The sequence below is a fragment of the Spirochaetota bacterium genome, assembly GCA_040756435.1.
Lineage (GTDB): Bacteria > Spirochaetota > UBA4802 > UBA4802 > UB4802 > UBA4802.
In genome coordinates this window covers 12,873-38,652 of record JBFLZD010000020.1, presented here as the reverse complement: position 1 = coordinate 38,652, position 25,780 = coordinate 12,873, and the positions used below count along the sequence as shown (strand labels likewise).

Sequence of the window (25,780 nt, the reverse complement as noted above, 5' to 3'; positions counted from 1 at the left end):
TTTTATAAAGGAGTTACAATATTCATGAAAAGTGAAATTACCTTAGATACATCCGTAGGCATAGTTCAAACGCAGTACTATACGTTTGCAGAACCACATGAAATGGTACTTGTTTCAGGTAAAAAACTGGGACCCATAACCTTAGCGTATGAAACATACGGCTCATTAAATGAGAGTAAAAGTAATGCAATATTAATTCTGCATGCTCTTTCAGGGTCTGCACATGCTGCAGGATATCATACTGAAGCTGATGCCTACCCTGGGTGGTGGGATCACTATATTGGTCCTGGCAAAGCATTTGATACCAGTAAATATTTTGTCATCTGTTCCAACGTCATTGGTGGCTGCAGTGGTTCCACCGGCCCTTCGTCAATAAACCCTAACACAGGGAAAGAATATGCTCTGGATTTTCCCATCGTAACCATACAGGACATGGTAAATGCCCAGAGACATTTAATTGATTATTTGGGAATTGAAAAGCTTCTGGCAGTTGCCGGTGGCTCAATGGGTGGCATGCAGGCTTTGCAGTGGTCAATATCATATCCGGACAGAGTGCAATCGGTTATAGCTATAGCTACTGCAGCTTCTCTATCAGCACAGGGTATTGCGTTTCATGAAGTTGGCAGGCAAGCCATCATGCGCGATCCAAACTGGAATAATGGAAATTATTACCATGCAACCAATCCATCCAATGGATTATCGCTTGCCCGAATGATTGGGCATATCACATATCTTAGTGAAAAGCTTATGCACGAGAAATTTGGGCGAAGGTTACAACAAGCCGATATATTTAAATTTCAGTTTGACTTAGAGTTTGAGGTTGAATCGTACCTGCACCATAAGGGAAATGATTTTGTCCAGAGGTTTGATGCAAATTCATATTTATATATTACCAAAGCCATTGACTATTTTGATTTAAAGAATGATTTTGGAGGTGATCTGGCAAATGCATTTGTGCATGTCAATTCAGATTACCTGGTTATAAGCTTTTCATCTGACTGGCTATATCCAACATCGCAGTCACGTGAGATTGTTAGGGCACTGCGTATGAACAGCAAAAATGTAGTGTTTACTGAAATTCAAAGTGATAAGGGGCACGATACATTTTTATTGCCCAATGAACAGCTTGAACATAATATTGCTAACTTTTTAAAACGGGAATTTGAGAAGGTTTATAATAAATGAAAGAATACCGTGTGGCCTATGATCTGATACTTGATTTAATACCTGCTGGTTCGCGAGTGCTTGATTTGGGATGTGGCGATGGGCTTTTATTAAAGCTACTACAGGAAAAAAAGAAGGTAAAAGGCTTTGGAGTGGAGATATCTCCGGGAGGAGTCAGCCAGTGTGTGGAGAAGGGGCTGTATTGCTATCAGGGTGATATAGATGAAGGATTGTCGGACTATAAAGACAACTCTTTTGATTATGTTATTGTTAACCAGACATTGCAGAGCACAAAGAAACCGGATATTGTTATCCGCGAGTCGCTTAGGATTTCACTGAATGCGGTTTTCAGCTTCCCTAATTTTGCCCATTACTCATTGCGGTTATACCTATCACTGTATGGAAGGATGCCAAAAAATAAACTGTTACCCTATGAATGGTATGAAACACCTAATATTCACCTTTTGACAATAAAGGACTTCAGAGATTACTGCAGTGATTTTAAATACCCCATAAAAAAAGAAATGCATTTTTCAACAATTCGGTCCCGTTCGGTCATTATTCCGGCAATGCCTAATCTTTTTGCAGAATATGGTTTTTTTGTACTTGATGGCCAACCCTTTACCTCGGCAACACTTTAAGTATGATTGGTTCCGCTTGTAGTATTTTCTTGTATTTTTTAATGTAGTATAGCTACATTGTATATACTATTATAAAATCAAAGGTGAAGCATGCCTCAATTTAAGGTGGTATCAGCATATAAACCTTCAGGTGATCAGGCACAGGCAATAGAAAAATTGGCAGAAGGAATTGCCAGCGGTTATAAATACCAGACACTGCTTGGGGTTACCGGCTCAGGAAAAACATATACCATGGCAAAGGTGATAGAAAAAGTACAGAAGCCTACTCTGGTACTCACCCATAATAAAACGCTTGCCGCTCAGCTTTACCGTGAGTTTAAGGAATTCTTTCCCAATAATGCTGTTGAGTATTTTGTGTCATATTATGACTACTACCAGCCTGAAGCTTACGTCGTTTCACAGGATTTGTATATAGAAAAGGATGCAAGCATTAATGATGAGATAGACCGCCTGCGCCTCAAAGCTACATCATCACTGGTTGAACGGGAAGATGTGATCATTGTTTCGTCCGTATCATGTATCTATGGCATTGGAAATCCGGAAAGCTTTGAAAAAAATCATATACGGCTAATTTTGGGGGATATGGTTGATCGTCAGGATCTTTTAATGAAGCTTGTGTCAATCCATTATGACCGCAATGATATAGCGTTTACCCGAGGTACATTCAGGGTGCGCGGTGATACGGTTGAGGTATTTCCTGCCAACCTGCAGGATGCATTGCGTATAGTGTTTTTTGGCGATGAAATTGAGGCACTGTACAAAATTAACCCGGTGACGGGCGCACGTATAGAAACGCTTGAAAAGGCGTACATTTATCCAGCCAAACACTATGTTTCCAGTAAAGAAGAAATGGAAGAAACCATACGCATGATTGAAATTGAACTTGAGCACAGGATAAAGGAATTTGTGGATGCAGGAAAGCTCGTAGAGGCACAGCGGTTAGAGATGCGCACACGCTATGATATTGAGATGCTTAGGACTGTTGGGTATTGTAATGGCATTGAAAATTATTCACGGATCATTGACCACCGAGAGCCAGGCCAGCCACCGCATTGCCTGCTTCATTATTTTAAAAGTAACTATCTCATGTTTATTGATGAGTCCCATGTAACAATACCACAGGTACGGGGTATGTATGAAGGCGATAGATCCCGAAAAGTGAACTTAGTTGAATATGGTTTCAGGCTGCCATCAGCACTTGATAACAGGCCATTGAAGTTTCACGAATTTGAAGAAATGATAGATCAGGTGGTGTTTGTTTCCGCAACCCCTGCTGACTATGAGATAGAAAAATCCCAGCAGGTGGTTGAGCAGGTTATACGACCGACAGGTTTAATTGACCCTGAAATTGAAGTAAGGCCTGCAACAAATCAGGTTGATGATTTAATTGGCGAGATTAAAAAACGCGTTGCTGCCAGTGAGCGGGTGCTGGTTACAACGTTAACGAAAAAGATGGCAGAAGACCTAACTGAGTACCTGACAGAAGTTGGATTGAAGGTGCGCTATCTTCATTCGGAAATAGAAACAATTGAGCGTGTTGAAATAATACGAGATTTACGAAAAGGAGAATTTGACTGCCTTATTGGGATTAACCTTTTACGTGAGGGGCTTGATATACCTGAAGTGTCACTTGTTGCCATACTTGATGCGGATAAGGAAGGATTTTTACGTTCAACGCGTTCACTCATTCAGACTGCAGGAAGAGCAGCGCGCAATATTAATGGAAAAGTCATTATGTATGCCGACACTGTTACCCGTTCAATGCAGGAAGCAATTGATGAAACCAACCGGCGTAGAACATTGCAGATGGATTTCAATAAAAAACATAAGATTACACCCAGGAGCATTTCCAAAGAGATAGTTGACATAATTGAACGTGAATATCATTCTGACGATGTTTTTGCCGATGTAATTGCAGAATATAAAGAGAGCTATAGGACTGGCAATATAGAAGACTTGAAAAAGGTTCGCGATAAAATAAAGCATGATATGCTTGAAGCGGCTGACAATCTTGAATTTGAAAAAGCAGCAATACTTCGTGATCAGTTATTTGATATTGAGAAGAAGATTGGACTGTACAGCAAGGTGGCACATTGACAGTTATGCGAGGAATAATATATGGAAATACCTTCATATGATGAGCTATCGACACTTATTGAAATGGCATTGAAAGAAGACATTGGTAGTGGCGATATTACCAGTAACGCAATTTTTGATGAGTATCAATTTGCACGTGCGCGGATTCATTCCAAAAGTGAAGGTGTTTTTTGCGGCGGATTTTTGATTGAATATATATACCATACCATGGACCCATCGGTGTCAGTGACGCTGTACCGCAATGAAGGGGCACCGGTAAAAGAAGACGATGTCGTTGCAGATATTGAAGGCAATGTACGGACGCTTCTTTCGGGAGAGCGCACAGTACTTAATTTTTTACAGCGAACCTGCGGAATAGCTACACGTACTGCCAGAATGGTTTCGATTGTGCGTAATACCAATATAAAAATACTTGATACACGGAAGACATTACCAGGTTTTAGACTCCTTGATAAATATGCAGTATGGTGTGGTGGTGGTACCAACCACCGTATGGGGCTGTATGATATGGTTTTGATAAAAGATAATCATATAAAGGCAGCAGGTGGAATTTTGCAGGCAGTTGAAATGGTTAAAAAGGCGTATGATAAACAGTTTGTTATTGAAGTTGAGGTTGAAACACTGAATCAGGTGCAGGAAGCGGTTGAAGCAGGGGCTGATATCATCATGCTGGATAACATGTCAAAAGACCGAATTGCATTAGCGCTATCAATCATCAATGGGAAAGCAAAAGTTGAAGTATCCGGCAATATGGATGAACATAAATTAAAAGAATTTTCTGATTTGCCCATTGATTATGTATCAATAGGTGCACTAACCCATTCAGTTAAGGCATTTGACCTTTCAATGCGTTTGCTGTAGTTTAATAGGAATAAAATCCTCTTCCCGTCTTTTTACCTAAATAGCCAGCCTCAACATATTTTTTTAGAAGCGGACATGGCCTGTATTTTGGATCGCCAAAGCCTTCGTATAATTCTTCAATAATAGCAAGAACAACATCAAGCCCAATCAAATCTGCAAGCTGTAATGGGCCCATTGGCAAATTAAGGCCTAACTTCATGGTTTTGTCGATAGTTTCTGCAGTAGCAGCTCCTTCATACAAAGTAAAGATTGCCTCATTGATCATTGGCATAAGGATTCTGTTTAACACAAAACCAGGGTAATCTTTTGATTCTACAGGTGTTTTGCCTAAGGATTTTACAAAACTTTTTGCCGATTCAATTGTTTCACGGGTTGTAGCAATACCACCAACTATCTCCACCAGACGCATTGCGCGAGCGGGATTCATGAAGTGAATACCAATGACATATTCAGGGCGTCGTGTGGCGGCTGCAATGCTGGTAATGGGCAGTGATGATGTATTACTTGCAAGTATTGTACCTGCTTTACATATAGCGTCCAGTGACTTAAAAACATTTTTTTTGAATTCAAGATTTTCAGGAATACATTCAATGATGATATCAGCTTTATGTAGGTCTTTAATGTTTTTATGTAATTTTAATTTGGAAATTATCTTTCCCCGTTGTGACTGCTCCAGTCGTTTTTCTTCAACATATCTGTCAAGGCGACCTGTTATTGTTTCATATGCGTGTTTCAATTGTGATTCATCAATATCGTGAAGAATAACATCAAAATTATTTTCAATGGCTAAATGTGCAATGTCTGTACCCATTATGCCTGCACCAACAATTCCTAGTAACATATATACCTCCGTTATACGGTTTCGTTAACTATATTTCTTTTTGTGCCATTCAAAAATGCTTTGATATTTTGAGCAATCTCATTAATAAGAGCCTGCCTGGTTTCTCGAGAAGCCCAACCAATATGTGGGGTTATAATACAGTTGGGTGCTGAAAGAATAGGTTCATTGATATCAGGTGGTTCCTGTTCAAGCACATCCAGAGCTGCACCGGCAATCACGTTATTATGGAGTGCATGCGCAAGCGCTTTTGTATCAACAATAGGGCCTCGTGCCATATTTATTATATACGCTGATGATTTCATCATAGCAAGAAAATCTTTATTGACCATATGGTGTGTGGATTCATTCAGCGGCATGTGGATAGATATGAAATCAGCCATTTTACAAAATTCTTCAAGGGGATATCGTTCAACTGCGGTATCGGTATATGAGTTTTCCCGTTTAAGCGCAATGACCTTCATGCCAAACGCTTGTGCCAGTTGTCCCACTCGTTTCCCAATGTCACCGTAGCCCATGATGCCTAACACTTTATCATTGATGCACATGGTGGGCCAGTTCCCCATAGTAAAAATGGGTGAACGGCTCCAGCTTCCATCATGAGTGGCAGTGTTGTATTTAACAAGATTCGTTGCCAATGCCAGTATAAAACACATGGTGAGCTGTGCAACTGCTTCTCGTGAATAACCGGGAACATTGGCAACGGCGATGTTTTTATTCTTTGCTTGCTTAATATCAATAGTGTTGTAGCCAGTTGCTGCAACAGCTATAAGTGAGCACTTATGCAATTGAGCTATTTCATCAGCATAAAAGACAACCTTGTTGGTGATAATAATATCAGCATCCTTGCTTCGCGATATGGTTTCATGTGGTTTTGTGACGGGATAGGTAATGAATGTTCCCAATGATGCAATGGGACTAAAATCAATATCGCCAAAATCAACCGTTGAAGCATCTAAAAATACAATTGTTTTACTCATACGGTGTTTCCTTTCAACTGTATGTATTGCATTATCATGGACCTGTCAATAGTTTATTACAGATTAATATACATAATTGTGGTCAGTTTGCCATCGTTATCAATAGCCTCTTCAAGTATTGAAAATCCACGTTTGGTATAATACTGGATAAGATTGACAGTATCATTGTGTCCTTCAAAAAGGTATAGTGTTTTGTATCCCAATTCTTTTGTTTTAGCGATTATTGCTCTAATTATCCTGTCGCCAATTCCCTGGAAGCGGTATTCGGGGACAATATACAGTGATGCAAGCCACGGATTGAGGTCAGTACGGGACCACAGGTCATTATTTTTTAGTGAAGCCATGCCTACGGGAAGCTTTTTATCATTAATGGCAACCCATGCCAGGGGTACCGTTGTATTGCGGGCGCGTTCTATATATGACTGAACCAGCGCAGTGAAAGGTATATCCCTTTTACTGTACCATTGATTATATGACCAGTATGCCAGCACTGGCGCATAACTGGGAAAATCGTTAAGCGGGTGTATCTCAACCATTGGTGCTACCTCATATTATTTTTTACGTATTACCAGAGATAGCACCAATAGGTATTGTATGCAATAATTATTTGGGAAGTTGAAGCCGCTGTTGTACGCTTTTAAGCTCTCGTTTTAATTCTTTTTCATCCCATTTAAGTTCTTTTGCTGCGGTTTCAGCAACCAATTTGAGTATATCATTGCCAGGATTTCCCGCAGTACAGATACCTGTTCGCCTGAAAACGATATCGGATAGAGTGCGTGCCATCTCATGACGGATTGCATAGATAACTTCTGCAAGAATTTCCCCATCATGAGTAACTATCTCCCTGTACTTCTTGTTTGAAGTAGCTATGTTCATTAATGCATCCAATTCTGACCCGTAATATTTTGCCAGGACTGTAAGGGTGTTTTTATTAAATGAAGAATATGAAGTGTACACCTTGTTAAAAAAGGCATTAAGGTCGGTTATCTTGCATCCTGCTAAATATTGTGTATGGGTAACTGAAGGAGGAAGTTTGCGCTGAATTTTCTTTTCTACAAGCTTCATGACGTTAACGGCAAGGTTGCGGCTGGTAGTATATTTACCACCTTCAACAGTAATCAGGCCATTAACACCTTCTTCAGCATTATCGTAAATTTCATATCGCCGTGATGACTGGTATGTGCCTTCTACCTGATCTTCAACCAATGGTCGCAATCCGCCATAGGCAAATGTAATGTCTTTAAATGAGAGGTTGCCATCACCAAAAGCACTGTTTACATCATCAAGCAGTTCCTGTATACTCTGTTTTGTGACGGTGTACTCATCGGGGTTGCCAATATACTCTTTATCAGTGGTTCCAATGAGAGAGTACCCTCTCCAGGGAATAAGGAAAAAATGCCTTCCTTTCCGTGGCATAAGTCCAACAGCATATTTATTTACCATTGGTTTTGTGATTATGTGAATCCCTTCTGATCGCCGTATCTGATGCTTTGTGTTTCCATTTTCTGCTTTTTTCAGGATAATATCAGCCCATGGTCCGCCGCAGTTAATGATGAGATTGCCTTTGATGGTTACTTCCTTGCCAGTAAGCCTGTCATGAACAATAACACCTGTAATGAAATTATTGGTGTATACAAAATTCACAACCTCAGCATAATTAGCAACTTTAGCGCCATACTGTACAGCAGATTTGATAAATGCTAAGGTTAAGCGTTCTGGAAATATACTCTGGCAGTCATAGTATACTGTAGCAGCAGTTAAACCTTCAGGTCTGATGTTTGGTTCTTCCTGCAGGGCTTTTTCTTTGCTTAAAGTAAAGTGCATGGGAATATTTTTTGATTTATCCCAGGTAAAGCCTTTATCATAGGATAGTATATCATACAGTATCATTCCAATTTTAAGAACCCATCGGTTGTTTTCCAGTCTGTTATAATTGGGTATCATGAATGGGAAAGGATACACAAGGTTTGGCGCAATATTTTCAAGTATCCTGCGTTCACGAAGCGATTCACGAACAAGTCCAAATTCAAAATAATTCAGGTATCGCAATCCCCCATGAATAAGTTTTGATGTTGCTGCAGACGTTGCCCATCCAAAATCGTTTTTTTCAAGAAGTGCAACATTTAAGCCCCGTGATGCAGCCTCATAGGCAACAGCAGCACCGGTAATGCCTGCCCCTACAATGATGCAATCAAAGTGTTCTTTAGTATTTTCTTCAATAAAACGTTTCATAGCATTACCCCTTATTGTTATAGATTTGCGAATAGTATGCATAAATTCTTTTTTCAGTGTATTCCAGTACTCTGTGCGTTATAGTATATGCCTTTTTGCTGTTTTTAGTTTTAAAGGCTTCCAGAAGTTCACGGTGAAATATTTCAGAGCGTTTCTTGTTATCAGGATTTTCAAAATACAGATAGCCAAAATCCCTGAATATCTGGTTGAAGAAATTTAAGATAAATATATAGAGCATATTCCTGCTTGCTTTAGCAATGAGTTGATGAACAGCTAAGTCTTTTTCCAGGATAGTATCCTGACCGGTTACTATCGCTTCAAATTGCTGTACCTCTTCTTTGGTGATGTTTTCTGAAGCATTGGCTGCCATCTGGGGTACAATAATTCTTCGGATCTCAAGAAGGTTTTGCAGTATTGAAAGCGGAATAGTATCATTAAGGTATATCAGCATTTTGAAAAGTTCCAGATTGCCGCTGGTCAAGTAATCTTTAATAAAGATGCCTTCACCATGACGAATTTCAATAAACCCCAATGTCTCCAGTTTCTTCAATGCTTCACGCACAGTTGCCCTGTTGACATCTAAATCAGCAGCAATATCGCGTTCGGATGGCAGTTTATCACCAGGCTGCATCTGATTAATAATGCGTTTTGCCAGCAGGGAAACTATCTGCTGGTGAAGGGTGTTTTTCTGTATTTTTCCTAACGTATTTTTTTTCATAACGCCACCTTTTATAGTGGTTCAGTGGTTCAACCACTAATAGTATACCATTAGTTTATTGTAAATCAAAATATTTGTACAATTTTTTTATTCAATACGGTGGGTTCCGTCTTGTATACTGCATTCGTAAATTTCAGGGGTTCTATTTTCTTTCTTTTTAAATTTCTGGGCGATAGCTCTTGTAAAATGTTCTACTGCGTATAATGCCACCATGCTGATAGTACAACCACCAAATCCCCCTCCCATAAGCCGTGAGCCGTACACTCCATCAATTTGAGATGCCCATTCTACCATTTCATCTATAAGAGGGATGCTGACTTCATAGTAAACACTTAAGCTTTCATGAGATTTATAGAGCAATTCACCCGCTTTCATTAAGTTATAATTTTGGATTTCCCTTGCAAATTGATGTACGCGATGATGTTCCGAAATAGCATGATATGCACGCTTATATTCAGTTGGAGATAGGATATTATGAATTGTTGGAAGGTCATCGATACTACAATCACACAGATATTGTATGCCAAAACCTGCTTTTTTTAACATCGCGGTAGCGCGTTCACATTCTTGTCTCCTATCATTGTAGCCTGATTCACGCAAGCTGTGTTTAACGTCACTGTTGACAAGGACAAACCTGACAGCTGATGTATCCACAGGGATAAAGTTATAATTCATAGTTTGAGTATTGAGCAGTATTGCATTGTCTTTCTTGCCATTAATAATTGCCATCTGGTCCATAATGCCACATTTAACCCCTGCAAAATCCCATTCAACCCTTTGAGCTTGCAAAGCAATTTCAGTATTTTTTATTTTTTTGTTGTATAGTGAATAGAGTGCATACAGCGTTCCCACCGTGATAGAAGCTGAACTTGACATCCCAGCACCTACGGGGAGAGTACTGTAAAAACTAAAATCAAGACCATAGTCAAATTCAATATCACTGAGTGCACAGGCGCCATAGGGATATACCCACCACGTATGTGCTGCATGGGTCTTAGTTTGTGGAGAATGGAGATTGTTAATTGCTACTTCACCTGTTTCTTTGTGATTTGCAGATACAAAGCGGATAATGCCATCATCATTTCGGGAAACACATATGTATATGTGTTTGTCGATAGCAGCCGGGAGAACAGCCCCACCATTGTAGTCAATGTGTTCACCAATAATATTGATTCTGCCAGGAGAAGCAAAGAGTGCACAATCAGTTGAATGTGGGAAATGTTCTTGATGATGGGCTATAACGGTATCGATGATTGAGGACATAGTGTTTACTGGGATATCAAATGTACAAGATGATATGCAGTATTGGTTAAAGCTATTGTGACGGGCATATCCGCAGCAGTATGAACGTATTCAATAATGCCAAAAAAGGATAACCATGTAATAACAGAAAAATCAAGAAGGGATATGGCAAAAAGGTCATAAGGATTTGCAATGCCGGTTAGTTCAAAATATGTATGGGCTATTGAATCTAACTGTACAGGTTTATTTGAAGAAAGAAGAATATCTAATAAAAGCTGCCGGTTATTTTTAATATCATTTGAAATATAACCACCTGAAGGGAACAGATTTTTCCAATTACATTTATTCCAGAATGCTGAAAATAGCCTGCGGTATAGATCTACTACGTTCACTGTATCAACTGAATGTTCATTAATAATTCCTGCTGTCTTTAGCATGATAACTGTTTGCTTGCAGTAAATAACAAGTAAATCAGGATCATACTGGGATAATGGTCCCTCTAAAAGCTTATCCACGCATAAAGAGTAAAAATTTTGTGGTAATGGTTTATTTTTTTCAGGATATATGTCAAAACGCTTTATTGTCTGGATGATGCATTGAGCCAGTGTAATTGCGGTTGTGGCTTCTATTGTTTGTGTGTATTCGTCCTTTACTTCTTTTATAATAATTGAGTTTTCAAATGGTAGGGTTGAATCCCACACTAGTCTATAACATGATTGAAGAACATCTTTCATAATTTTATCTTTTTTGCCTGTTTTTTTCGTTGCAAACCGTTTTTCAATTTCGCGAGCAATCAGGTCATTGGTGAGCTCATGTTCAAGTGCATACAGTGCCAGATTATTAATTGTTGATCTGAACCGATGTGATGTCACATCAGCTGAATGTTTCATTGTTTTCTTTAACCCCATTGAAAATTTTACGATATAGTAACTGGCAAAAGTATATGATATTTGAATGCACTGTGTGAGCAACTATTGCTATGAAATTAATTGATAAACATACTATAATAAATTAATTTTTAGTCAATTAATATTTTAATAAAATAAAAAAAAGTTTAAACCCCAAAAAAATACTGCACATTTATTTGCTTTACTAATATTAATATAAAGTGTATAAATCGATACAGCAATAATTCCTTAAAAAATTTCATAATGAAAATAGTGTACAGGGGGTATCCCAAAACAATCCGTGGAGTTCTCAATGACGCGGGTGCAAAGTCATTGCGAGCGTAGCGCCAGTGCTGAGCTTGTCGAAGCAAAGCAATCTCAATGCCGCAGAAGACAAGATTGCTTCGTCACTTCGTTCCTCGCAATGACAGTATGGCAAAAGTCATTGCAGAAGATGTCTTTTGAGACAACCCTGGTGTACACTATTTTATATTTTATTCAAATTTCCACATTTAGGAATAATTAGTGAAATCGATAAATAATTTTTAGTTACTAAAACATATAAACTCACTGAATTTTGTTCAGGCTGTATAATTGTATATAGTATAAAATTTTTTTTGAATTTGCTTGCATTAATATCTTGTAATTTTGTATTACTCATCTAATAAATGAATAGCAGGTTTTAATTGCTACTATAGATAGATATATCAAGAGGTCGTGGGATGTGGTTATTATCATTAATAGATGCAACACATAATGATGTAAAAGAGATACAGGAAAATTCCAGGGATATTTTACATTTTTTAGCAGAAGAGATTGGTGAACGCACATTAAGGAGATATGATAATTTAGATCGTACACGGCAGTATATTCATGATTATTTAAAGAAATATAATGACAGGGTATATGAAGAAAAATACCTTGTGAATGGCATGGAAGTTGGCAACGTCATTGCTGAAATTCCGGGTTTTGAGGATAATGATGAAATCATCATTATCGGGGCGCATTATGATACTATTGAAGATACTCCCGGTGCAGATGATAATGGTTCAGCGATAGCTGGATTATTGGAACTTCACAGGTTACTATCGCATTACAGTTTCAGAAAAAAATTGCGTTTTGTAGCATTTACGTTAGAAGAACCTCCTTTTTTCTCAGGACCCTATATGGGTAGTATGGTACATGCAAAGGGTTGCAAGGAAAGAGACGAACATATTGATTTGATGATTTGCCTGGAGATGATTGGCTACGCTGGTAACAGGATGCATCAGGATTATCCGTTGAGCAGTATGCAAAAAGAGTATCCTCCGTATGGCAATTTTCTGGCTGTTGTTGCGTTGCCAAGTTATGCTCCCTATGCCTATAAATGGAAACGGGAGTATAACAGGTTTGCAAAAAATAAAATATTTGATATGATAGGCCCTGCTTCAATACCTGGTATTAATCTATCCGATCATTATTCATTCAATAAGTATAGTTTTCCAGCTATAATGATTACTGATACCGCTTTTTATAGAAATAAAAATTATCACACGGAAGGAGATACCTACGCGACTATAAATTTTAAATTTCTGGCAGAAGCTATATTTAATACATTTATGGCAATAAAAACAATAGCAAATGAAAGGGATATCCTTGAATGAGTGATTTTATTACTATTCCAATTCAGGATGCACATCGACTGGTTAATGCAGGTAATGTTATTTTAGTATCTGCTCAATCACAGGAAAAGAAAACGGTAACCACTGTTGCATGGCATATGCCGGTTTCAAGTCAACCAAAGCTATTATCATGTGCCCTGGCAAATAAGCGCTATAGCCTTGAACTAATTAAGGAATCCAGATGTTTTTGCATAAATATCCCTGAATTTAAACTGCTAGATGCTGTTGTCTTTTGTGGCACCTATTCGGGCAGGAAAGTTGACAAATGTAAAGAAGCAAATTTAACTGCTGTGCCGTGTTCTAAAATACATGGGTTTTACATTGAGGATTGTGTTGCCCACATTGAATGTGAGTTATATTCAATGATTGAAGCAGGGGACCATACCATTGTGGTTGGTAATGTTGTTGGTGCTATGGCACAGAAACATCTTTTTACCCCGGATGGAGTTATTGATATTAACAAAGTACAATTAATTCATCACCTGGGTGGTACTCATTTTGGAATATTAAAATCACAGGAAAAATAATGCCATGGAATGTAAAAAAGAACGAAATCTTTCACTGTGTACCTGCAGTTATGATCCCTGTTCACGAAAGGGGTTATGTTGTGATTGTATTGCATATCATCTGAAGAAGCGGCAGCTTCCTGGATGTGCTTTCCCCAAAGATGCTGAAAGAACCTACGACAGGTCATTTGAGCACTTTGCACGGTTGGTTCAAGCCGGAAAAGTATAATCAAAGTATAATCTATTTCTGAGATAGATAGTGCAAAGGATCTAATGGCTTGCCAGAGTGGTTTATCTGAAAGTGTAGTGACGGGTTGCTATCGCTTAAAAATCCAATTGTTGTGCCCCGTATAACGGACTGGCCTTCCTTTACAGTAATTGCATCCAGCTTAGAATAGATGGTATAAAAGTCCTTTTTATGCATGATGACCACAAAGTTTCCAAATCCTCGCATAGTCCCAATTTTTGCTATAGTGCCTTCAGCACTTGCAACAACTTTGCTTTTTGGCCTGCTGGTTATAATAATGCCTATGGGGTGGACTCCACCCTGATCGCGAGTGTATGTAATAACAGATGGTACTGGCCAGATAAAAGAAAAGCTACTGTCAAATTTTTTTGTTGGTATTTGATCTGCAGAAGATTTCTTTGTTTGAGAATTATTACCTGAAACATGAGAAGGAATAAAAATTTTTTGTCCAACCTTTATTGTGGTGAAATCTTTAATATTGTTTGCATCACAGATTGCCTCAACAGTAGTATTGTACTGTTTGGAAAGTCGGTATAGTGTTTCTCCTTTTTTAATACTATGCCATTTGCCTTTTGCTAGCGATTTTCTACTATTATTATTTTCGTTTGATTGACTATTTTGATAGACAGGATTGCTTTCAACCTGAGCTGTTTCATAGTACACTGGTTGTGTTGTATAGGATTCGTTTTTAATGTAATATGTATTCTCGTCAGGGATAATGGGGGTATTATCGTCTTCGTTATAATTGAACTGCTGGTATATTTTTTGTGTGCTGTTTTTTTTGTTAATATCCTGTGTATGACGATATGCAGGAGGAACACATCCCATATGGAATATTAATAAAATTATGATAAAACGTATGTCATTGGCACTCATCCATGAAACCATGGAACATCTCCTTATGTTCCGTTTAAACGCACATTTACCAGAAAGGATATAAAAACCCTTATCAGATTATCGGAAGATTTGGCTGGATAGTTGAGTAATTAATTTTTTTTATTCATGATAATCAACAGTGGTGGTGATAGTTAATTTTCCATGGCGTACGTTTTTTATGGCCAATAAATTATCAGCTATCTTTTTAACCTGTGATGATGTGCCACGTAATAGCAGAACTTCCAGGCAGTTATGTTCATCCAAATGTACATGGACTGATGAAATTATGTATTTGTAATTATCATGCTGAAGGTCATTCAGTTTATCAGCTATCTCGCGAACATCATGGCTGTATACAAGAGTCAGTGTCCCTATGACTTCCGCATTTGGGTCAGTGATTTCTTCTTTCACCAGCATATCTCGAATAAGATCGCGTATGGCTTCAGAACGGTTTACGTATCCCTTTTCATTAATCAAGGCATCAAACCTGTCCAACAGTTTTTCATCTATTGATACGCCAAAACGTATTACATTATTCATGCTCTGACCTCATATGTTGTATAGTATAAATCAATAATGCTGTGGCATTTTGCAATATGCAAGTAATTTTTATAATTATTATCAAGTTACAATAGATAACAAGTTTGATAAGTCGTAGATTCAAGAATAAAGAAAAATTGAATTGACAAAATTGGTGTTGGTTGTACAATCAACCAACTATAATAATTTTATTTTTGTAAGGAGGTGATTGCCAAGAAACTTAATTAGTTGTAAAAATTAAACAAACGATATAATCTAATTAGACTTTCCACATAGATGCTTGCATTCAGCGCTCAGATATAAAATTAACAATAACTTAAATGGAGGTTAGCCATGCCAGTTTTTTCAAATACTGAAAAAATGTATGAAGTATTGGGTGAGCTGTTTAATGCTTTATTAGGTGATACAACAGCCAGAGAAAAATTTTTAGAATCAGACATTATTATAAAGTTTGATATTCATGATCCTGCTGGTCAGATATGGATATCAAATGAAGATGGGGGCAAGGTTATATGTGGCTCGACACAGTTAAAGCCAACGATCGAAATGACACTTTCAGGTGATTCATGCCACAAATTCTGGCTGCAGGAATTAACGATGCCTGTTGCATTGGCCAAAGGGTTAATAAAGGCAAAAGGACCCATGCCCAAAGTCATTAAACTCCTTCCACTTCTGAAACCTGCATATGCGGCATATCCTGAAATTGCTAAAAAACATGGGCTGGTGTAGAGGAGGGTGCAGATGAGTATTGAACGAAGCATGAAGCAATTTGAGGAAGATAGAAAAGCAGCCGTTAAGATAGCAGCACACTTGTTACTGGCAAGTGCAACCACAACACCACGTGTAGGAGGTGTGGGGGAATGTACTGTTCACATAATTGATGATGAATGTAAAATTGAGGATTTATGCCAGGCAATCGAAAAGATGGCAAAAGAAAATGAACGCTGGGCTTTTTTTAACCGTGATGCCATGATGCTTAGAGATGCTGATGCAGTGCTAATTATTACATCGCTACGATGTTATACAGACCCTGCAGATACTAACTGCAATATGTGTGGAAAGCTCACCTGTGAATATTTGAAAGAAAGTGAAAAATTACCTGATGATCCGGGTATTGCTTACAAGGGCCCGTTATGTATATTCAGAGCTAATAATATTGCTTATGCTATTGATGGTATAGTGTCACTGGCTCGCAATTTAGGTATTGATTATGGAGTCTTCTGGTCAGCAGGTGCAGCAGCTATGCGTATGGGTATAGTGCCAAAGAATACTGGCTTTTGTTTGGCTGTTGGGATATCAGTAACAGAAAAGAGCCCATTCAGGGATATCCCATTGCGGTATGATGAAATAAATGAAAAAACTATGAATGACAGGATCATCAAGCGATTATGGCCTCAGTTCAGGTCTATTTACAGTTAATAGTGCATCACGGCTTCATTATAAGGGAACTTCTAAAAAACTATTTTTTCGGATGTTTCCTTTTAGGCACACTATATAGGATAAAACTGCTTTCTATTATATAAATAATTTTGGAAGAAAGCAGTTTTTAGAGGTTTTCATAATATATAACAAATAGTTTATGGAGGTTTTTTATGCCAGCAATAGATATGAATGAGCTTATACAGAATGGATTAAATAGGGCAGTTGAGCTTATGGCCTTAGCTGCCTATAATTCGTTTAGATTTGGCAAGCGCAATACCATAAAAATGGTAAGCCTTTCTATTGATGATTTAAAGGATATAGCTGAGTTTTGCTATTCCTTAGGGGACATGTCGCCGTTGGCTGCACGGGATGGAAGGTTTCTAATGGAACTGGTAAAAGAGCCATGTGCAGTGCTTTTAATTGGTGATAAACGAAAATCGGATTTTAATTATAATTGCGGAGCCTGTGGATACAGAACCTGTGCTGAACTGAATAAAGCGGAGGAAGTTGAAGCATTAACCGCACGTGGACCAAGCTGCCAGTTTAAAAATATAAATATTAATATAGCTGCTGGTGCTGCTGCATCAATGGCATGGCGTTTGGGCTTACATTGTAGGGTGTTCAGTACAATAGCATTTGCTGCTTTTGCCCTCAATAAGCTTGAAGGTATTGATATTGCAACGTCAGTTGCAGTGAGTGCTGCAAAAGCTGATCCTTTCTTTGATCGACATCAGTATTGGACAAAAGAACACTGGGATGAAATTTTTGCAAAGGAATTCCCAACTTTCACAAGAGGATTTATAGGAGCTATCGAAGAATAAAATATGGAGGGGAGTATGGCAACAAAAGCACATCTTAATCCAGTTATAGCTTCACACCTGGTTGAAATTAAAGCAGATGAAAATCCTGATACTCTGGTTTATATTTTTGAACAGGGTGAGATGGGAGATGAGCGCTGTACGTATAAAGACCTTTATGAAAATTCAAATAAAATAGCACGGCTATTCCTTAATAATGGAATAGATAAGGGGGATACATTTGCTGTCTTTATGAAAAATTATCCTGAATTTGTCTATGCTCTGCTAGCAGGAACTACGATAGGAGCCATCATGGTGCCAATTGATCCGCGAAGCAGGGGTGATAAACTACGGTTCCTTTTACACAATTGTAATGCGAAAGCAGTGATAGTTGAAGATGAACTGCTAAGCAGTCTGGAAGAGGTATTGCCTAATCTACCGGCTATAAAATTAATCAGTGTGCTATATAAAAAAGGACATGCTGTACCAGTTCTTGATAAATACCATGCATTGAATGAAACAATTGAAAAGAATACCTGGGATACAGTTGATCAGATGATAATGGATGTTCGTCACCCAATGCAGATTATATACACCTCGGGGACTACTGGCGATCCAAAAGGGGTGGCAATCAGAAATAATAGAACTGGATTGTTTAATATCTTAAATAGTATTGTGTGGCGCTACCAGAAGGATGATATCCTATATAATGGATTATCACTGACGCATGGAAATGCACAGGCAGTCACTCTATTTCCAGCACTTTCTATGGGAATAACTGCAGTATTCAGCCCGCGATTCACCAAAAGCAGAATATGGGATATATGTAGAAAGTATGGGTGTACATCATTTTCACTTTTAGGTGGAATGATGGCAGGAATATACAATGAGCCGGAAAAACCGGATGATGCCGATAACCCTGTCAAAGTGGTCATTAGTGCCGGCACTCCTGCATCAATTTGGGAAGCATTTGAAAAACGATTCAATGTTAAAATACTTGAATGGTATGGGTCAGTTGAAGGTGGCTTTGCGTATAAACCTATAGGGAAAGGGCCCATTGGTTCTTTTGGCAAACCTGTACCAGGTGTTATGGAATTTAAGATAGTGGATGAAAACGACAATGAAGTTCCAGTGGGGCAGACGGGGGAGTTAATATGCAGATTATTGAAGGGTGAAACAAAAGTTGATTATCTTGGTAAACCTGAAGAATCAAAAGAAAAGACACGTGGCGGTTGGCTCAGAACCGGTGATATGGTACATAGGGATTCAGAGGGCTGGTATTATTTTGATTATCGTAAAGGGTCAGAGCTTAGAAGGTCTGGTGATTTCATCCAACCAGAATATATTGAAACTATCATTGGTAAACACCCGGATGTATCAGAAGTGTCGGTGTATGGTGTTCCTGCTGCTTCTGGTGCCCCTGGCGAAAGTGATCTTGTAGCTGCTATTGCCTGTTTTGAAGGGAAATCAATTGATCCAAAATTATTTTATGATTATCTGAAAAAAAACCTGGAAGCAAATTTTATTCCTTCATATTTGCAGATTGTTCCGGAAATTCCCAAAACAATTACCGAGAAAGCTTTAACACGTGTTCTTAAAGAAGATTTCTTAAAAGGTGTTGGGACAATATATGCATTTGAGGATTATAAATAATAGGGGGACTTTAAAAAATATTTTTTGAATGTTCCCTTGTGGGCACACTATTATAGAATAAAACCGCTTTCTATTATATGAATAATTTTGGAAGAAAGCAGTTTTTGAAAAGTGCCCAAAATCTATAGAAATAACATGTACTTACGGAGGTTCATATGCTGTATACAGAACTCAATATAGAACTAACGGATGAGCATCAACATCTTAAAGAGCAGGTACATAGGTTTTCTATGGAAGTATTGCGGCCTGCTTCTCTGGAATTAGATAAACTTCCGGCTGATGATGTTGTTAAAAAAGGCTCAATTTATTGGGATTGCATGGCAAAGATGTACAAGAATGGCTACCATACTGTTTTGATTTCTGATGAATATGGTGGATTAGGGCTTGACCCATTGGCTGTTCATATCTTCTGGGAGGAGCTGGCATATGGTAGTGTGGGATTTGCAGTATCATTAGGCTGTAGCTGCTTTGCTGCATTTTATGCTACTATGTTGGCTGAGGACAAGCTTATAGAAAAGTTTGTTATTCCGTTTGTAAATTGCAAGGATGCAAGCGTCATGAGTTGCTGGGGAATTACTGAGCCTGATCATGGAAGTGATAATTTAGCTCCACGAACCAGCTTTTTCAAAGATGCTTCATTGACACAACAGGTCAAGGCACATAAAAAAAATGGTGAATGGATCATTTCCGGGCAAAAATCAGCATGGATTTCAAATGGCCCTGTTGCTTCAAACTGTGCATTATTTCTGAACCTTGACCCTTCAAAAGGTTTGTCTGGAGGGGGTATTTGCCTTATTGATTTAAATCAGGATGGTGTTACCCGAGGTAAGCCTCTGGATAAAATGGGGCAGAGAGAACTCCCCCAGGGCGAGATATTTTTTGATAATGTTATCTGCCCTGAAGAGTATATGATAGTAGATCCGGAAAGTTATGAGGCAATGACGGAATTAACATTGGGGCACGCTAATGCAACCATGGGTGCCTATTTTACTGGACTTGCTCAAGCAGCATATGATATGACATTGCAATATTGTACTGAACGCATACAGGGTGGGAAGCGATTGTGTGACCATCAGTGGGTGCAGAAAAAATTATTCGATATGTTTGTAAAAGTTGAAACAGCTAGAGCATTTTCCCGCGCTGCCATGATATACAATATGAATACTACACCACCCGATGTTAAATATTCTATTGCCTCTAAAGTATATTGCACTGAAGCAGCATTTCAGGTAACCAGTGATGCCATACAGCTATTTGGCGGTTATGGGCTATCGAAAGAATTTACCATTGAAAAACTGTTTAGAGATGCCCGTGCAGGGATGATTGAGGATGGCTCAAATGACACGTTATCAATGACAGCAGGAAATATTATTGTTAAGGAGAAATTGGGAGATGAGTAATGTCTACATAATTGGATCCGGTATGATACGGTTTAACAAATATCCTGATGAAACAGTCAGGTCAATGGCAGAAAAGGCTATAAAGCTTGCGCTGGAAGATGCTGGAATAGATAAAAAAGATATCCAGGCAGGATTTTTTTCAAATACTTTCTGGGGCATGTTCTCAGGACAGCATTCCATACGGGGGCAGGTTATTTTCAGGGGAATGGGAATTGATAAAATTCCTGTTGTTAATGTAGAAAATGCCTGTGCAGGTGGTTCTTCAGCATTGCATTTAGCATATACTGGCATAAAAGCAGGAATGTATGATGTGGCAATAGCTGTTGGCTCAGAAAAAATTACCAATCCTAATAAGGCACTGTCGCTGGGTGCTTATGCATCGTGTATGGATGTTGAAAATTTTGAGAAGCATATAAACATGATAGTTGAAGTGAGTAAGTCATTCAAAATAACCATACCGCATGATGAAAGCAAGCCAGGTGAAGGCCGTAGTGTATTTATGGATGCATATGCTGTCGGAGCGCGATGGCATATGGACAGGTTTGGATCCACACAGTATCAGTTAGCGGTTATCTGCTCTAAGAATCATTTACATGGATCACTCAACCCTTTGTCACAGTATCAACACAAAATGACAGTAGAAGAAGTATTGGCAGATAAGCTGGTTGCATGGCCACTGACTCGTGCGATGTGTGCACCGGTTGGCGATGGTGCGGCTGCCACAATTATATGCTCTGAAAAGTTTTTAAGAAAATTGTCTGGAACTCGCCCCGTAAAAATTATAGCATCGGTTATGGGACAGGGCGAGGATAGGGACCTTGATGCGCCGGATATTGGTGAGCGATTATCAAGGTTAGCGTATGAGCAGGCTGGCGTTGGTCCTGGTGATATAAGCTTAGCAGAACTACATGATGCTACAAGCTGGGGTGAGTTACATCAAACAGAATCAATGGGTTTTTGCCCAGTTGGCGAAGGCGGTCCTTTTGCTGAAAGTGGAGCAACAACATTAGGTGGCAAAAAGCCCATTAATACCAGTGGGGGGCTGGAGTGCAGAGGGCATCCCATAGGTGCATCTGGCCTTGCCCAGATTCATGAACTTGTACAACAATTGCGGGGGGAGGCCGGAGCACGCCAGGTTGAAAATGCACGGTTGGGACTTGCAGAAAATGGTGGGGGCAATATTGGCGTTGAAGAAGCAGCAATGTGTATTCACATCTTAGAAAAGGTGCGATAGTTACTTACAAAGTAATCAATGGCTATTAATTTTAACAACAGGTGGGTGGTCATCACAGGAGCCTCTTCCGGCATAGGAAAGGCGCTGGCAGAGTGCTTTGCCAGGGAAGGGGCTCATCTTATATTAGGCTCTCTACCCAGTGAAAAATACATACTTGAAGGCATTAAAGATCATCTTCAAAAGCAATATGCTATTCAAGCAGTTACTATCTATCAAGATTTTGCAAAGCCGGATGGAACAAAAAAATTTTATGATCAATGTAAAAAGCTGCAAAAACAGGTTTATTGCCTTGTCAATAATGCTGGTATAATAGCCTATGGTTATTTCCATGAACTATCGCACAAACAACAGCAAACATTAATTTCTATTAACCTTATGGCATATTTTTCCCTCATGCGATTATTTATTGAAGATATGATACAACAAAAGGAAGGAGTTATCATTAATATATCGTCTGTGTCAGCATTCCAGCCAACTCCGCACCATGCTGTCTATGGAGCGGTTAAAGCGTTTGTGCAGAGTTTAAGCGAAGCTGTTGATCAGGAGTGTAGGGGTACCGGTGTTAGCGTGCATACAATAAATCCATCCTATACGGATACGCCGTTGCTTAAAAAAAATAATTTTCCAGATAAAATCTGGTGGTACCATATTTCAGGGCTGGCAAAGCCTGAAGATATTGCACGCAAAGCAATCAAGGCAGTAAAGAAAGGAAAAAGATTGTATGTGCCCGGGCCCTTGAATACATTGATTCATCTTTTCTTGCCACGATTGCTTCCACGAAAACTGTCTAATATAATAGCAAATATTGTTTTACAGCAGGAAAGATAAATCCTGCCTTTTATTCATTTGCCAGGCCTCTGCGAAAAATACTGAAGTACATGAGTACCTGATGTGTTATGCTGTTTATGATGGTAAACAGTGATGTATACAAGTATCCAACCTGAAACAGCATAATCAGCGGAATGGATATATACAGATTTTTATCAAATGCAAAATACACAGCTAATGTCATATAAAGCCCCAACACAAACTCAATGATGGATACAACATTAATGGTATGCAGGCTATATTTGTTTTTTAATAGTGTTTTCACATGGTCTATTGCATTAATACGATTGAGTGCCACCACATTGTATTTTGGAGTTCTGTTAAAATCACTTTTTTTATCAAGCAATGCTTCTATGACAGCTTTACTGTTATTAATGGATAAACCAATGCCCAGCGAAAGGACCATGGGCAGGTAGAGTAGAGGTTTAATCTTTGAATCATAAAGGTTTTTGTTTTGATAAAGAACAATAAGCTCGGTAAAATAGTAGAAAATCATGACTGAAAGTGTAGCAAGAAGAAATATTGGTAGGTCAAGATAGGCAAATTTTTTAAATCCCCCGTAATAACGAACCCATAACGCTACAGGCATAAGAAGTGTCAGAAAAACCATGAGAAGATATGCAAAGTTAGCCCCCAGGTGCATGAATGATTCAAGCTTAACTTTAAGGGGCAAGTGTGAATGCAGGATAGTTTTATATAATTTTCTAAATACCTGAATGGATCCCTTTGCCCATCTAAATTGCTGAGCCTTAAATGCTGAAATCTCAATGGGGAGTTCTGCAGGCACGGTAACATCAGGAAGATATAAAAACTTCCATCCTTTCATCTGTGATCTGTAGCTTAAATCAAGATCTTCGGTTATGGTATCATGTTGCCAGCCGCCACCATCAATAATTGCCTGCCTTCGCCATATGCCAGCAGTGCCATTGAAATTAAAGAAGCGGCCTGAACGGTTGCGAGCGGTATGCTCTATCATAAAATGACCATCTAACAAAATGCTTTGACATTCAGTCAGCAAAGAATAATGACGATTAATATGATCCCAGCGTGTCTGAACCATTCCAATCTCAGGGTTGGTGAAGTAATGGATAGTTTTTTGCAAAAAGTCAGGATTGGGCAAAAAATCTGCATCAAAGACTGCTAAAAATTCGCTATCGGTAAGTTTAAGCCCGTTTTCCAGTGCACCTGCTTTGAATCCTGTTCTGTTGGTTCTGTGAATATATTTGATGTTAAATCCTTCCTTGCGTTTGAGTTTGCATATTTGTTCGGCAATAATCGAGGTCTCGTCGGTTGAGTCATCAAGTACCTGAATTTCCAGCTTCTTTTTGGGGTAATCTAATTGTGTTATAGTGTTGATAAGGCGCTCAACAACGTACTGTTCATTGAAAATAGGAAGCTGAACAGTTACTTTAGGAAGAGTTTTAAACATAGATTTAGGTTGAATTTTCTTTTTGGCGTATTTTAGAAAAAGATACAATGTATAATATCTATGTGCACCAAAAATTGATAGAAGTAAAAGTATTAATCCATAAAAAATAAGAATAAACAGCTTCATAGGGTATATCTTCCTTAAATATTAAAATATTATTTAGTACGGTATCATGTAGTATTTGAGCAAATTTATTATATTGATAGAGAACTATACCACATAAAAAAATATTTGCAAAAATTAATAAATGACATACTATGTCAAGTCATTTGTATGTCAATATTAATTACTGGAGGTTTGTATGACACAGGCAACTGTTCAGGCGTTTCAGGGTTTGCGTGATTTATCCATGGTCAAATGGTATAGTATACCGCTACTGGCTATTGTATTTTATATTTATACAAAGGAAATCAAGGAAGCACGTAAAACTGGTGACTGGAATGCAGTACTTGCGGGTGCTACTATTTTTGGTGTGGATTTTTTTAATGAAACATGGAATGGATGGGTGATGTATCTAACACAGCGCTCTGCAGTATGGACTACACCGGGCGATACAGCACTACGCACCATGGTTGGATGGAATATTGAGATAATGTTTATGTTTGCATTGTTAGGGATCATCTTTTATCACACACTCAGTGGTAAAAACATTAAAATCCTGGGCATTCCTGAAAAATGGTTTTGGGCTATCGTGTATTCAGCATTTTGCGTATTTGTTGAGTGCCTGCTTAATATTGGTGGCCATTTAGTGTGGGAATATGAATACTGGAATCTTTCACTCAAAGGAGTGTGGCTTATCTTCTTATTTGGATATTTTCATTTCTTTTTCTTTGCTATTATTGTGATAGGGCTATCGACAATTCAAAAAAAGATTATTGCTGTATCGTGCATCTATGCGGTACCTATCATCATGAATATAGTAGCATTGGGAATATTGGGCTGGAATTATTGAAACGAAGGTGGGATATCGCTTTGTTTATTGATGTTATAAAAAAGCTCTGAAGGGTCATCGGCATAAAAGATAAGCTCATCGTCCATGATATAGCGCATCTTTACTTTTTCAAAAAGGAAACTGATTTTGTAATTTTTTCCCTCTATAAGTTTTTCAATATAAGGGATGCATTGTTTTGAATAAATTGCATGCAGTGGCTCAGTGTTACCTGCCCAGGAAGGAATTATGCAATCATACATGTGCGGAATTTGCAGCATAAAAGCAATAAATTCCTGATTTAAAAATGGCATGTCGGCAGCGCATACAAAAATGTAATCTGTTGCTGAACGCTTGAGTGCAGTATAAATACCGCCAAGTGGGCCAAGACCAGGTATTATATCAGGATATACAGGTATTGTGAGATAGTTATATTTATTAGAATCATTGGCAATAATTGAAATTGTGTGAAACAGTGGTTTGAGTGAGTGTAACACATGTTCAATAAGTGGCCTACCATTGAACAGATGTAAGGTTTTGTCACTACCAAAACGGCTGCTTTTGCCACCTGCAAGGATAAATGCCTCTATTGCTTCCAT

At 38.5% G+C, this 25,780-nt stretch carries 26 protein-coding genes; 15 read left to right on the top strand and 11 right to left on the bottom strand.

Translation table 11 applies throughout. The annotated features are described in order from the left end of the window. The first annotated feature begins 24 nt into the window (after positions 1-24). From AB1444_07455 to nadC, 4 genes are all read left to right on the top strand, one after another. Positions 25-1,185 carry a homoserine O-acetyltransferase gene (locus AB1444_07455; GenBank protein ID MEW6526483.1) on the top strand — a complete coding sequence of 387 codons (1,161 nt, stop codon included), beginning with the start codon at positions 25-27 and terminating at the stop codon, positions 1,183-1,185. Further along, entirely contained in the window at positions 1,182-1,805 is a 624-nt protein-coding gene (gene metW / locus AB1444_07450; protein MEW6526482.1) for a methionine biosynthesis protein MetW, read from the top strand. Before AB1444_07455 ends, metW begins: the two co-directional genes overlap by 4 nt. A 90-nt stretch (positions 1,806-1,895) precedes the next feature. Then, positions 1,896-3,902, top strand: coding sequence for an excinuclease ABC subunit UvrB (gene uvrB / locus AB1444_07445; protein MEW6526481.1), 2,007 nt, complete (start codon positions 1,896-1,898; stop codon positions 3,900-3,902). A 21-nt stretch (positions 3,903-3,923) separates the two neighbouring features. Then, positions 3,924-4,763 carry a carboxylating nicotinate-nucleotide diphosphorylase gene (nadC, locus tag AB1444_07440; protein MEW6526480.1) on the top strand — a complete coding sequence of 280 codons (840 nt, stop codon included), beginning with the start codon at positions 3,924-3,926 and terminating at the stop codon, positions 4,761-4,763. A gap of 1 nt (position 4,764) precedes the next feature. Here the strand turns inward: nadC and AB1444_07435 are convergent, their stop codons facing one another. The 7 genes from AB1444_07435 to AB1444_07405 form a co-directional block, all read right to left on the bottom strand. Continuing rightward, on the bottom strand, positions 4,765-5,604 hold the full coding sequence (locus AB1444_07435; GenBank protein ID MEW6526479.1) for a 3-hydroxyacyl-CoA dehydrogenase NAD-binding domain-containing protein: 840 nt from the start codon (positions 5,602-5,604) through the stop codon (positions 4,765-4,767). An 11-nt stretch (positions 5,605-5,615) separates the two neighbouring features. Then, complete coding sequence (locus AB1444_07430) at positions 5,616-6,581, bottom strand: D-2-hydroxyacid dehydrogenase (GenBank protein MEW6526478.1); 966 nt, start codon at positions 6,579-6,581, stop codon at positions 5,616-5,618. Between the two features lie 56 nt (positions 6,582-6,637). Next, complete coding sequence (locus tag AB1444_07425; GenBank protein ID MEW6526477.1) at positions 6,638-7,117, bottom strand: GNAT family N-acetyltransferase; 480 nt, start codon at positions 7,115-7,117, stop codon at positions 6,638-6,640. A gap of 67 nt (positions 7,118-7,184) precedes the next feature. Next, on the bottom strand, positions 7,185-8,813 hold the full coding sequence (locus AB1444_07420; GenBank protein MEW6526476.1) for a glycerol-3-phosphate dehydrogenase/oxidase: 1,629 nt from the start codon (positions 8,811-8,813) through the stop codon (positions 7,185-7,187). 4 nt (positions 8,814-8,817) lie between these two features. Next, positions 8,818-9,531, bottom strand: a complete 714-nt coding sequence (locus AB1444_07415) for a FadR/GntR family transcriptional regulator (GenBank protein MEW6526475.1) — start codon at positions 9,529-9,531, stop codon at positions 8,818-8,820. A gap of 87 nt (positions 9,532-9,618) precedes the next feature. Beyond that, on the bottom strand, positions 9,619-10,794 hold the full coding sequence (gene galK / locus AB1444_07410; protein ID MEW6526474.1) for a galactokinase: 1,176 nt from the start codon (positions 10,792-10,794) through the stop codon (positions 9,619-9,621). 5 nt (positions 10,795-10,799) lie between these two features. Further along, positions 10,800-11,663 carry a hypothetical protein gene (locus AB1444_07405; GenBank protein MEW6526473.1) on the bottom strand — a complete coding sequence of 288 codons (864 nt, stop codon included), beginning with the start codon at positions 11,661-11,663 and terminating at the stop codon, positions 10,800-10,802. 719 nt (positions 11,664-12,382) lie between these two features. Here AB1444_07405 and AB1444_07400 point away from each other — a divergent pair. From AB1444_07400 to AB1444_07390, 3 genes are read left to right on the top strand one after another with little or no spacing between them, the layout of a single operon-like run. Further along, on the top strand, positions 12,383-13,303 hold the full coding sequence (locus AB1444_07400; protein ID MEW6526472.1) for a M28 family peptidase: 921 nt from the start codon (positions 12,383-12,385) through the stop codon (positions 13,301-13,303). After that, positions 13,300-13,848 (top strand): flavin reductase family protein, encoded by a 549-nt coding sequence (locus AB1444_07395; GenBank protein ID MEW6526471.1) that lies wholly within the window; start codon positions 13,300-13,302, stop codon positions 13,846-13,848. The genes AB1444_07400 and AB1444_07395 overlap by 4 nt, the downstream gene beginning before the upstream one ends. Positions 13,849-13,852: 4 nt before the next feature. After that, a complete protein-coding gene (locus AB1444_07390) occupies positions 13,853-14,056 on the top strand; it encodes a DUF6485 family protein (GenBank protein ID MEW6526470.1) in 204 nt (67 codons plus the stop codon). Positions 14,057-14,068: 12 nt separating this feature from the next. Here the strand turns inward: AB1444_07390 and AB1444_07385 are convergent, their stop codons facing one another. Both AB1444_07385 and nikR read right to left on the bottom strand, forming a co-directional pair. Further along, positions 14,069-14,962 (bottom strand): LysM peptidoglycan-binding domain-containing M23 family metallopeptidase, encoded by an 894-nt coding sequence (locus AB1444_07385; GenBank protein MEW6526469.1) that lies wholly within the window; start codon positions 14,960-14,962, stop codon positions 14,069-14,071. A 108-nt stretch (positions 14,963-15,070) separates the two neighbouring features. Beyond that, positions 15,071-15,490 carry a nickel-responsive transcriptional regulator NikR gene (gene nikR / locus AB1444_07380; protein ID MEW6526468.1) on the bottom strand — a complete coding sequence of 140 codons (420 nt, stop codon included), beginning with the start codon at positions 15,488-15,490 and terminating at the stop codon, positions 15,071-15,073. A gap of 333 nt (positions 15,491-15,823) precedes the next feature. Here nikR and AB1444_07375 point away from each other — a divergent pair, with 333 nt between their 5' ends. From AB1444_07375 to AB1444_07345, 7 genes are all read left to right on the top strand, one after another. Beyond that, entirely contained in the window at positions 15,824-16,219 is a 396-nt protein-coding gene (locus tag AB1444_07375) for a hypothetical protein (protein MEW6526467.1), read from the top strand. A gap of 12 nt (positions 16,220-16,231) precedes the next feature. After that, on the top strand, positions 16,232-16,909 hold the full coding sequence (locus tag AB1444_07370) for a DUF2148 domain-containing protein (protein ID MEW6526466.1): 678 nt from the start codon (positions 16,232-16,234) through the stop codon (positions 16,907-16,909). Positions 16,910-17,082: 173 nt separating this feature from the next. Further along, the gene (locus AB1444_07365; GenBank protein ID MEW6526465.1) at positions 17,083-17,733 is read left to right on the top strand and encodes a DUF2148 domain-containing protein; all 651 of its coding nucleotides are present in this window, start codon (positions 17,083-17,085) and stop codon (positions 17,731-17,733) included. A 15-nt stretch (positions 17,734-17,748) separates the two neighbouring features. Continuing rightward, on the top strand, positions 17,749-19,362 hold the full coding sequence (locus AB1444_07360; GenBank protein MEW6526464.1) for an AMP-binding protein: 1,614 nt from the start codon (positions 17,749-17,751) through the stop codon (positions 19,360-19,362). Positions 19,363-19,517: 155 nt separating this feature from the next. Next, positions 19,518-20,762 (top strand): acyl-CoA dehydrogenase family protein, encoded by a 1,245-nt coding sequence (locus AB1444_07355; GenBank protein MEW6526463.1) that lies wholly within the window; start codon positions 19,518-19,520, stop codon positions 20,760-20,762. Continuing rightward, positions 20,755-21,996 carry a thiolase family protein gene (locus AB1444_07350; protein ID MEW6526462.1) on the top strand — a complete coding sequence of 414 codons (1,242 nt, stop codon included), beginning with the start codon at positions 20,755-20,757 and terminating at the stop codon, positions 21,994-21,996. The genes AB1444_07355 and AB1444_07350 overlap by 8 nt, the downstream gene beginning before the upstream one ends. A gap of 18 nt (positions 21,997-22,014) precedes the next feature. Further along, complete coding sequence (locus AB1444_07345) at positions 22,015-22,824, top strand: SDR family NAD(P)-dependent oxidoreductase (protein ID MEW6526461.1); 810 nt, start codon at positions 22,015-22,017, stop codon at positions 22,822-22,824. Between the two features lie 10 nt (positions 22,825-22,834). Here the strand turns inward: AB1444_07345 and AB1444_07340 are convergent, their stop codons facing one another. Then, complete coding sequence (locus tag AB1444_07340) at positions 22,835-24,379, bottom strand: glycosyltransferase (GenBank protein MEW6526460.1); 1,545 nt, start codon at positions 24,377-24,379, stop codon at positions 22,835-22,837. A 175-nt stretch (positions 24,380-24,554) separates the two neighbouring features. Here AB1444_07340 and AB1444_07335 point away from each other — a divergent pair, with 175 nt between their 5' ends. After that, entirely contained in the window at positions 24,555-25,205 is a 651-nt protein-coding gene (locus AB1444_07335; GenBank protein ID MEW6526459.1) for a hypothetical protein, read from the top strand. On the opposite strand, the gene AB1444_07330 is transcribed toward AB1444_07335, so the two are convergent. Next, positions 25,199-25,780, bottom strand: coding sequence for a molybdenum cofactor guanylyltransferase (locus tag AB1444_07330; protein MEW6526458.1), 582 nt, complete (start codon positions 25,778-25,780; stop codon positions 25,199-25,201). The two genes, AB1444_07335 and AB1444_07330, sit on opposite strands and share 7 nt — an antisense overlap.

Excerpts from the sequence above, each read along its gene's own strand:
- AB1444_07455 (MEW6526483.1), top strand. The coding sequence starts at position 25 with ATGAAAAGTGAAATTACCTTAGATACATCCGTAGGCATAGTTCAAACG.
- metW (MEW6526482.1), top strand. The coding sequence starts at position 1,182 with ATGAAAGAATACCGTGTGGCCTATGATCTGATACTTGATTTAATACCT.
- uvrB (MEW6526481.1), top strand. The coding sequence starts at position 1,896 with ATGCCTCAATTTAAGGTGGTATCAGCATATAAACCTTCAGGTGATCAG.
- nadC (MEW6526480.1), top strand. The coding sequence starts at position 3,924 with ATGGAAATACCTTCATATGATGAGCTATCGACACTTATTGAAATGGCA.
- AB1444_07435 (MEW6526479.1), bottom strand. The coding sequence starts at position 5,604 with ATGTTACTAGGAATTGTTGGTGCAGGCATAATGGGTACAGACATTGCA.
- AB1444_07430 (MEW6526478.1), bottom strand. The coding sequence starts at position 6,581 with ATGAGTAAAACAATTGTATTTTTAGATGCTTCAACGGTTGATTTTGGC.
- AB1444_07425 (MEW6526477.1), bottom strand. The coding sequence starts at position 7,117 with ATGGTTGAGATACACCCGCTTAACGATTTTCCCAGTTATGCGCCAGTG.
- AB1444_07420 (MEW6526476.1), bottom strand. The coding sequence starts at position 8,813 with ATGAAACGTTTTATTGAAGAAAATACTAAAGAACACTTTGATTGCATC.
- AB1444_07415 (MEW6526475.1), bottom strand. The coding sequence starts at position 9,531 with ATGAAAAAAAATACGTTAGGAAAAATACAGAAAAACACCCTTCACCAG.
- galK (MEW6526474.1), bottom strand. The coding sequence starts at position 10,794 with ATGTCCTCAATCATCGATACCGTTATAGCCCATCATCAAGAACATTTC.
- AB1444_07405 (MEW6526473.1), bottom strand. The coding sequence starts at position 11,663 with ATGAAACATTCAGCTGATGTGACATCACATCGGTTCAGATCAACAATT.
- AB1444_07400 (MEW6526472.1), top strand. The coding sequence starts at position 12,383 with ATGTGGTTATTATCATTAATAGATGCAACACATAATGATGTAAAAGAG.
- AB1444_07395 (MEW6526471.1), top strand. The coding sequence starts at position 13,300 with ATGAGTGATTTTATTACTATTCCAATTCAGGATGCACATCGACTGGTT.
- AB1444_07390 (MEW6526470.1), top strand. The coding sequence starts at position 13,853 with ATGGAATGTAAAAAAGAACGAAATCTTTCACTGTGTACCTGCAGTTAT.
- AB1444_07385 (MEW6526469.1), bottom strand. The coding sequence starts at position 14,962 with ATGGTTTCATGGATGAGTGCCAATGACATACGTTTTATCATAATTTTA.
- nikR (MEW6526468.1), bottom strand. The coding sequence starts at position 15,490 with ATGAATAATGTAATACGTTTTGGCGTATCAATAGATGAAAAACTGTTG.
- AB1444_07375 (MEW6526467.1), top strand. The coding sequence starts at position 15,824 with ATGCCAGTTTTTTCAAATACTGAAAAAATGTATGAAGTATTGGGTGAG.
- AB1444_07370 (MEW6526466.1), top strand. The coding sequence starts at position 16,232 with ATGAGTATTGAACGAAGCATGAAGCAATTTGAGGAAGATAGAAAAGCA.
- AB1444_07365 (MEW6526465.1), top strand. The coding sequence starts at position 17,083 with ATGCCAGCAATAGATATGAATGAGCTTATACAGAATGGATTAAATAGG.
- AB1444_07360 (MEW6526464.1), top strand. The coding sequence starts at position 17,749 with ATGGCAACAAAAGCACATCTTAATCCAGTTATAGCTTCACACCTGGTT.
- AB1444_07355 (MEW6526463.1), top strand. The coding sequence starts at position 19,518 with ATGCTGTATACAGAACTCAATATAGAACTAACGGATGAGCATCAACAT.
- AB1444_07350 (MEW6526462.1), top strand. The coding sequence starts at position 20,755 with ATGAGTAATGTCTACATAATTGGATCCGGTATGATACGGTTTAACAAA.
- AB1444_07345 (MEW6526461.1), top strand. The coding sequence starts at position 22,015 with ATGGCTATTAATTTTAACAACAGGTGGGTGGTCATCACAGGAGCCTCT.
- AB1444_07340 (MEW6526460.1), bottom strand. The coding sequence starts at position 24,379 with ATGAAGCTGTTTATTCTTATTTTTTATGGATTAATACTTTTACTTCTA.
- AB1444_07335 (MEW6526459.1), top strand. The coding sequence starts at position 24,555 with ATGACACAGGCAACTGTTCAGGCGTTTCAGGGTTTGCGTGATTTATCC.
- AB1444_07330 (MEW6526458.1), bottom strand. The coding sequence starts at position 25,780 with ATGGAAGCAATAGAGGCATTTATCCTTGCAGGTGGCAAAAGCAGCCGT.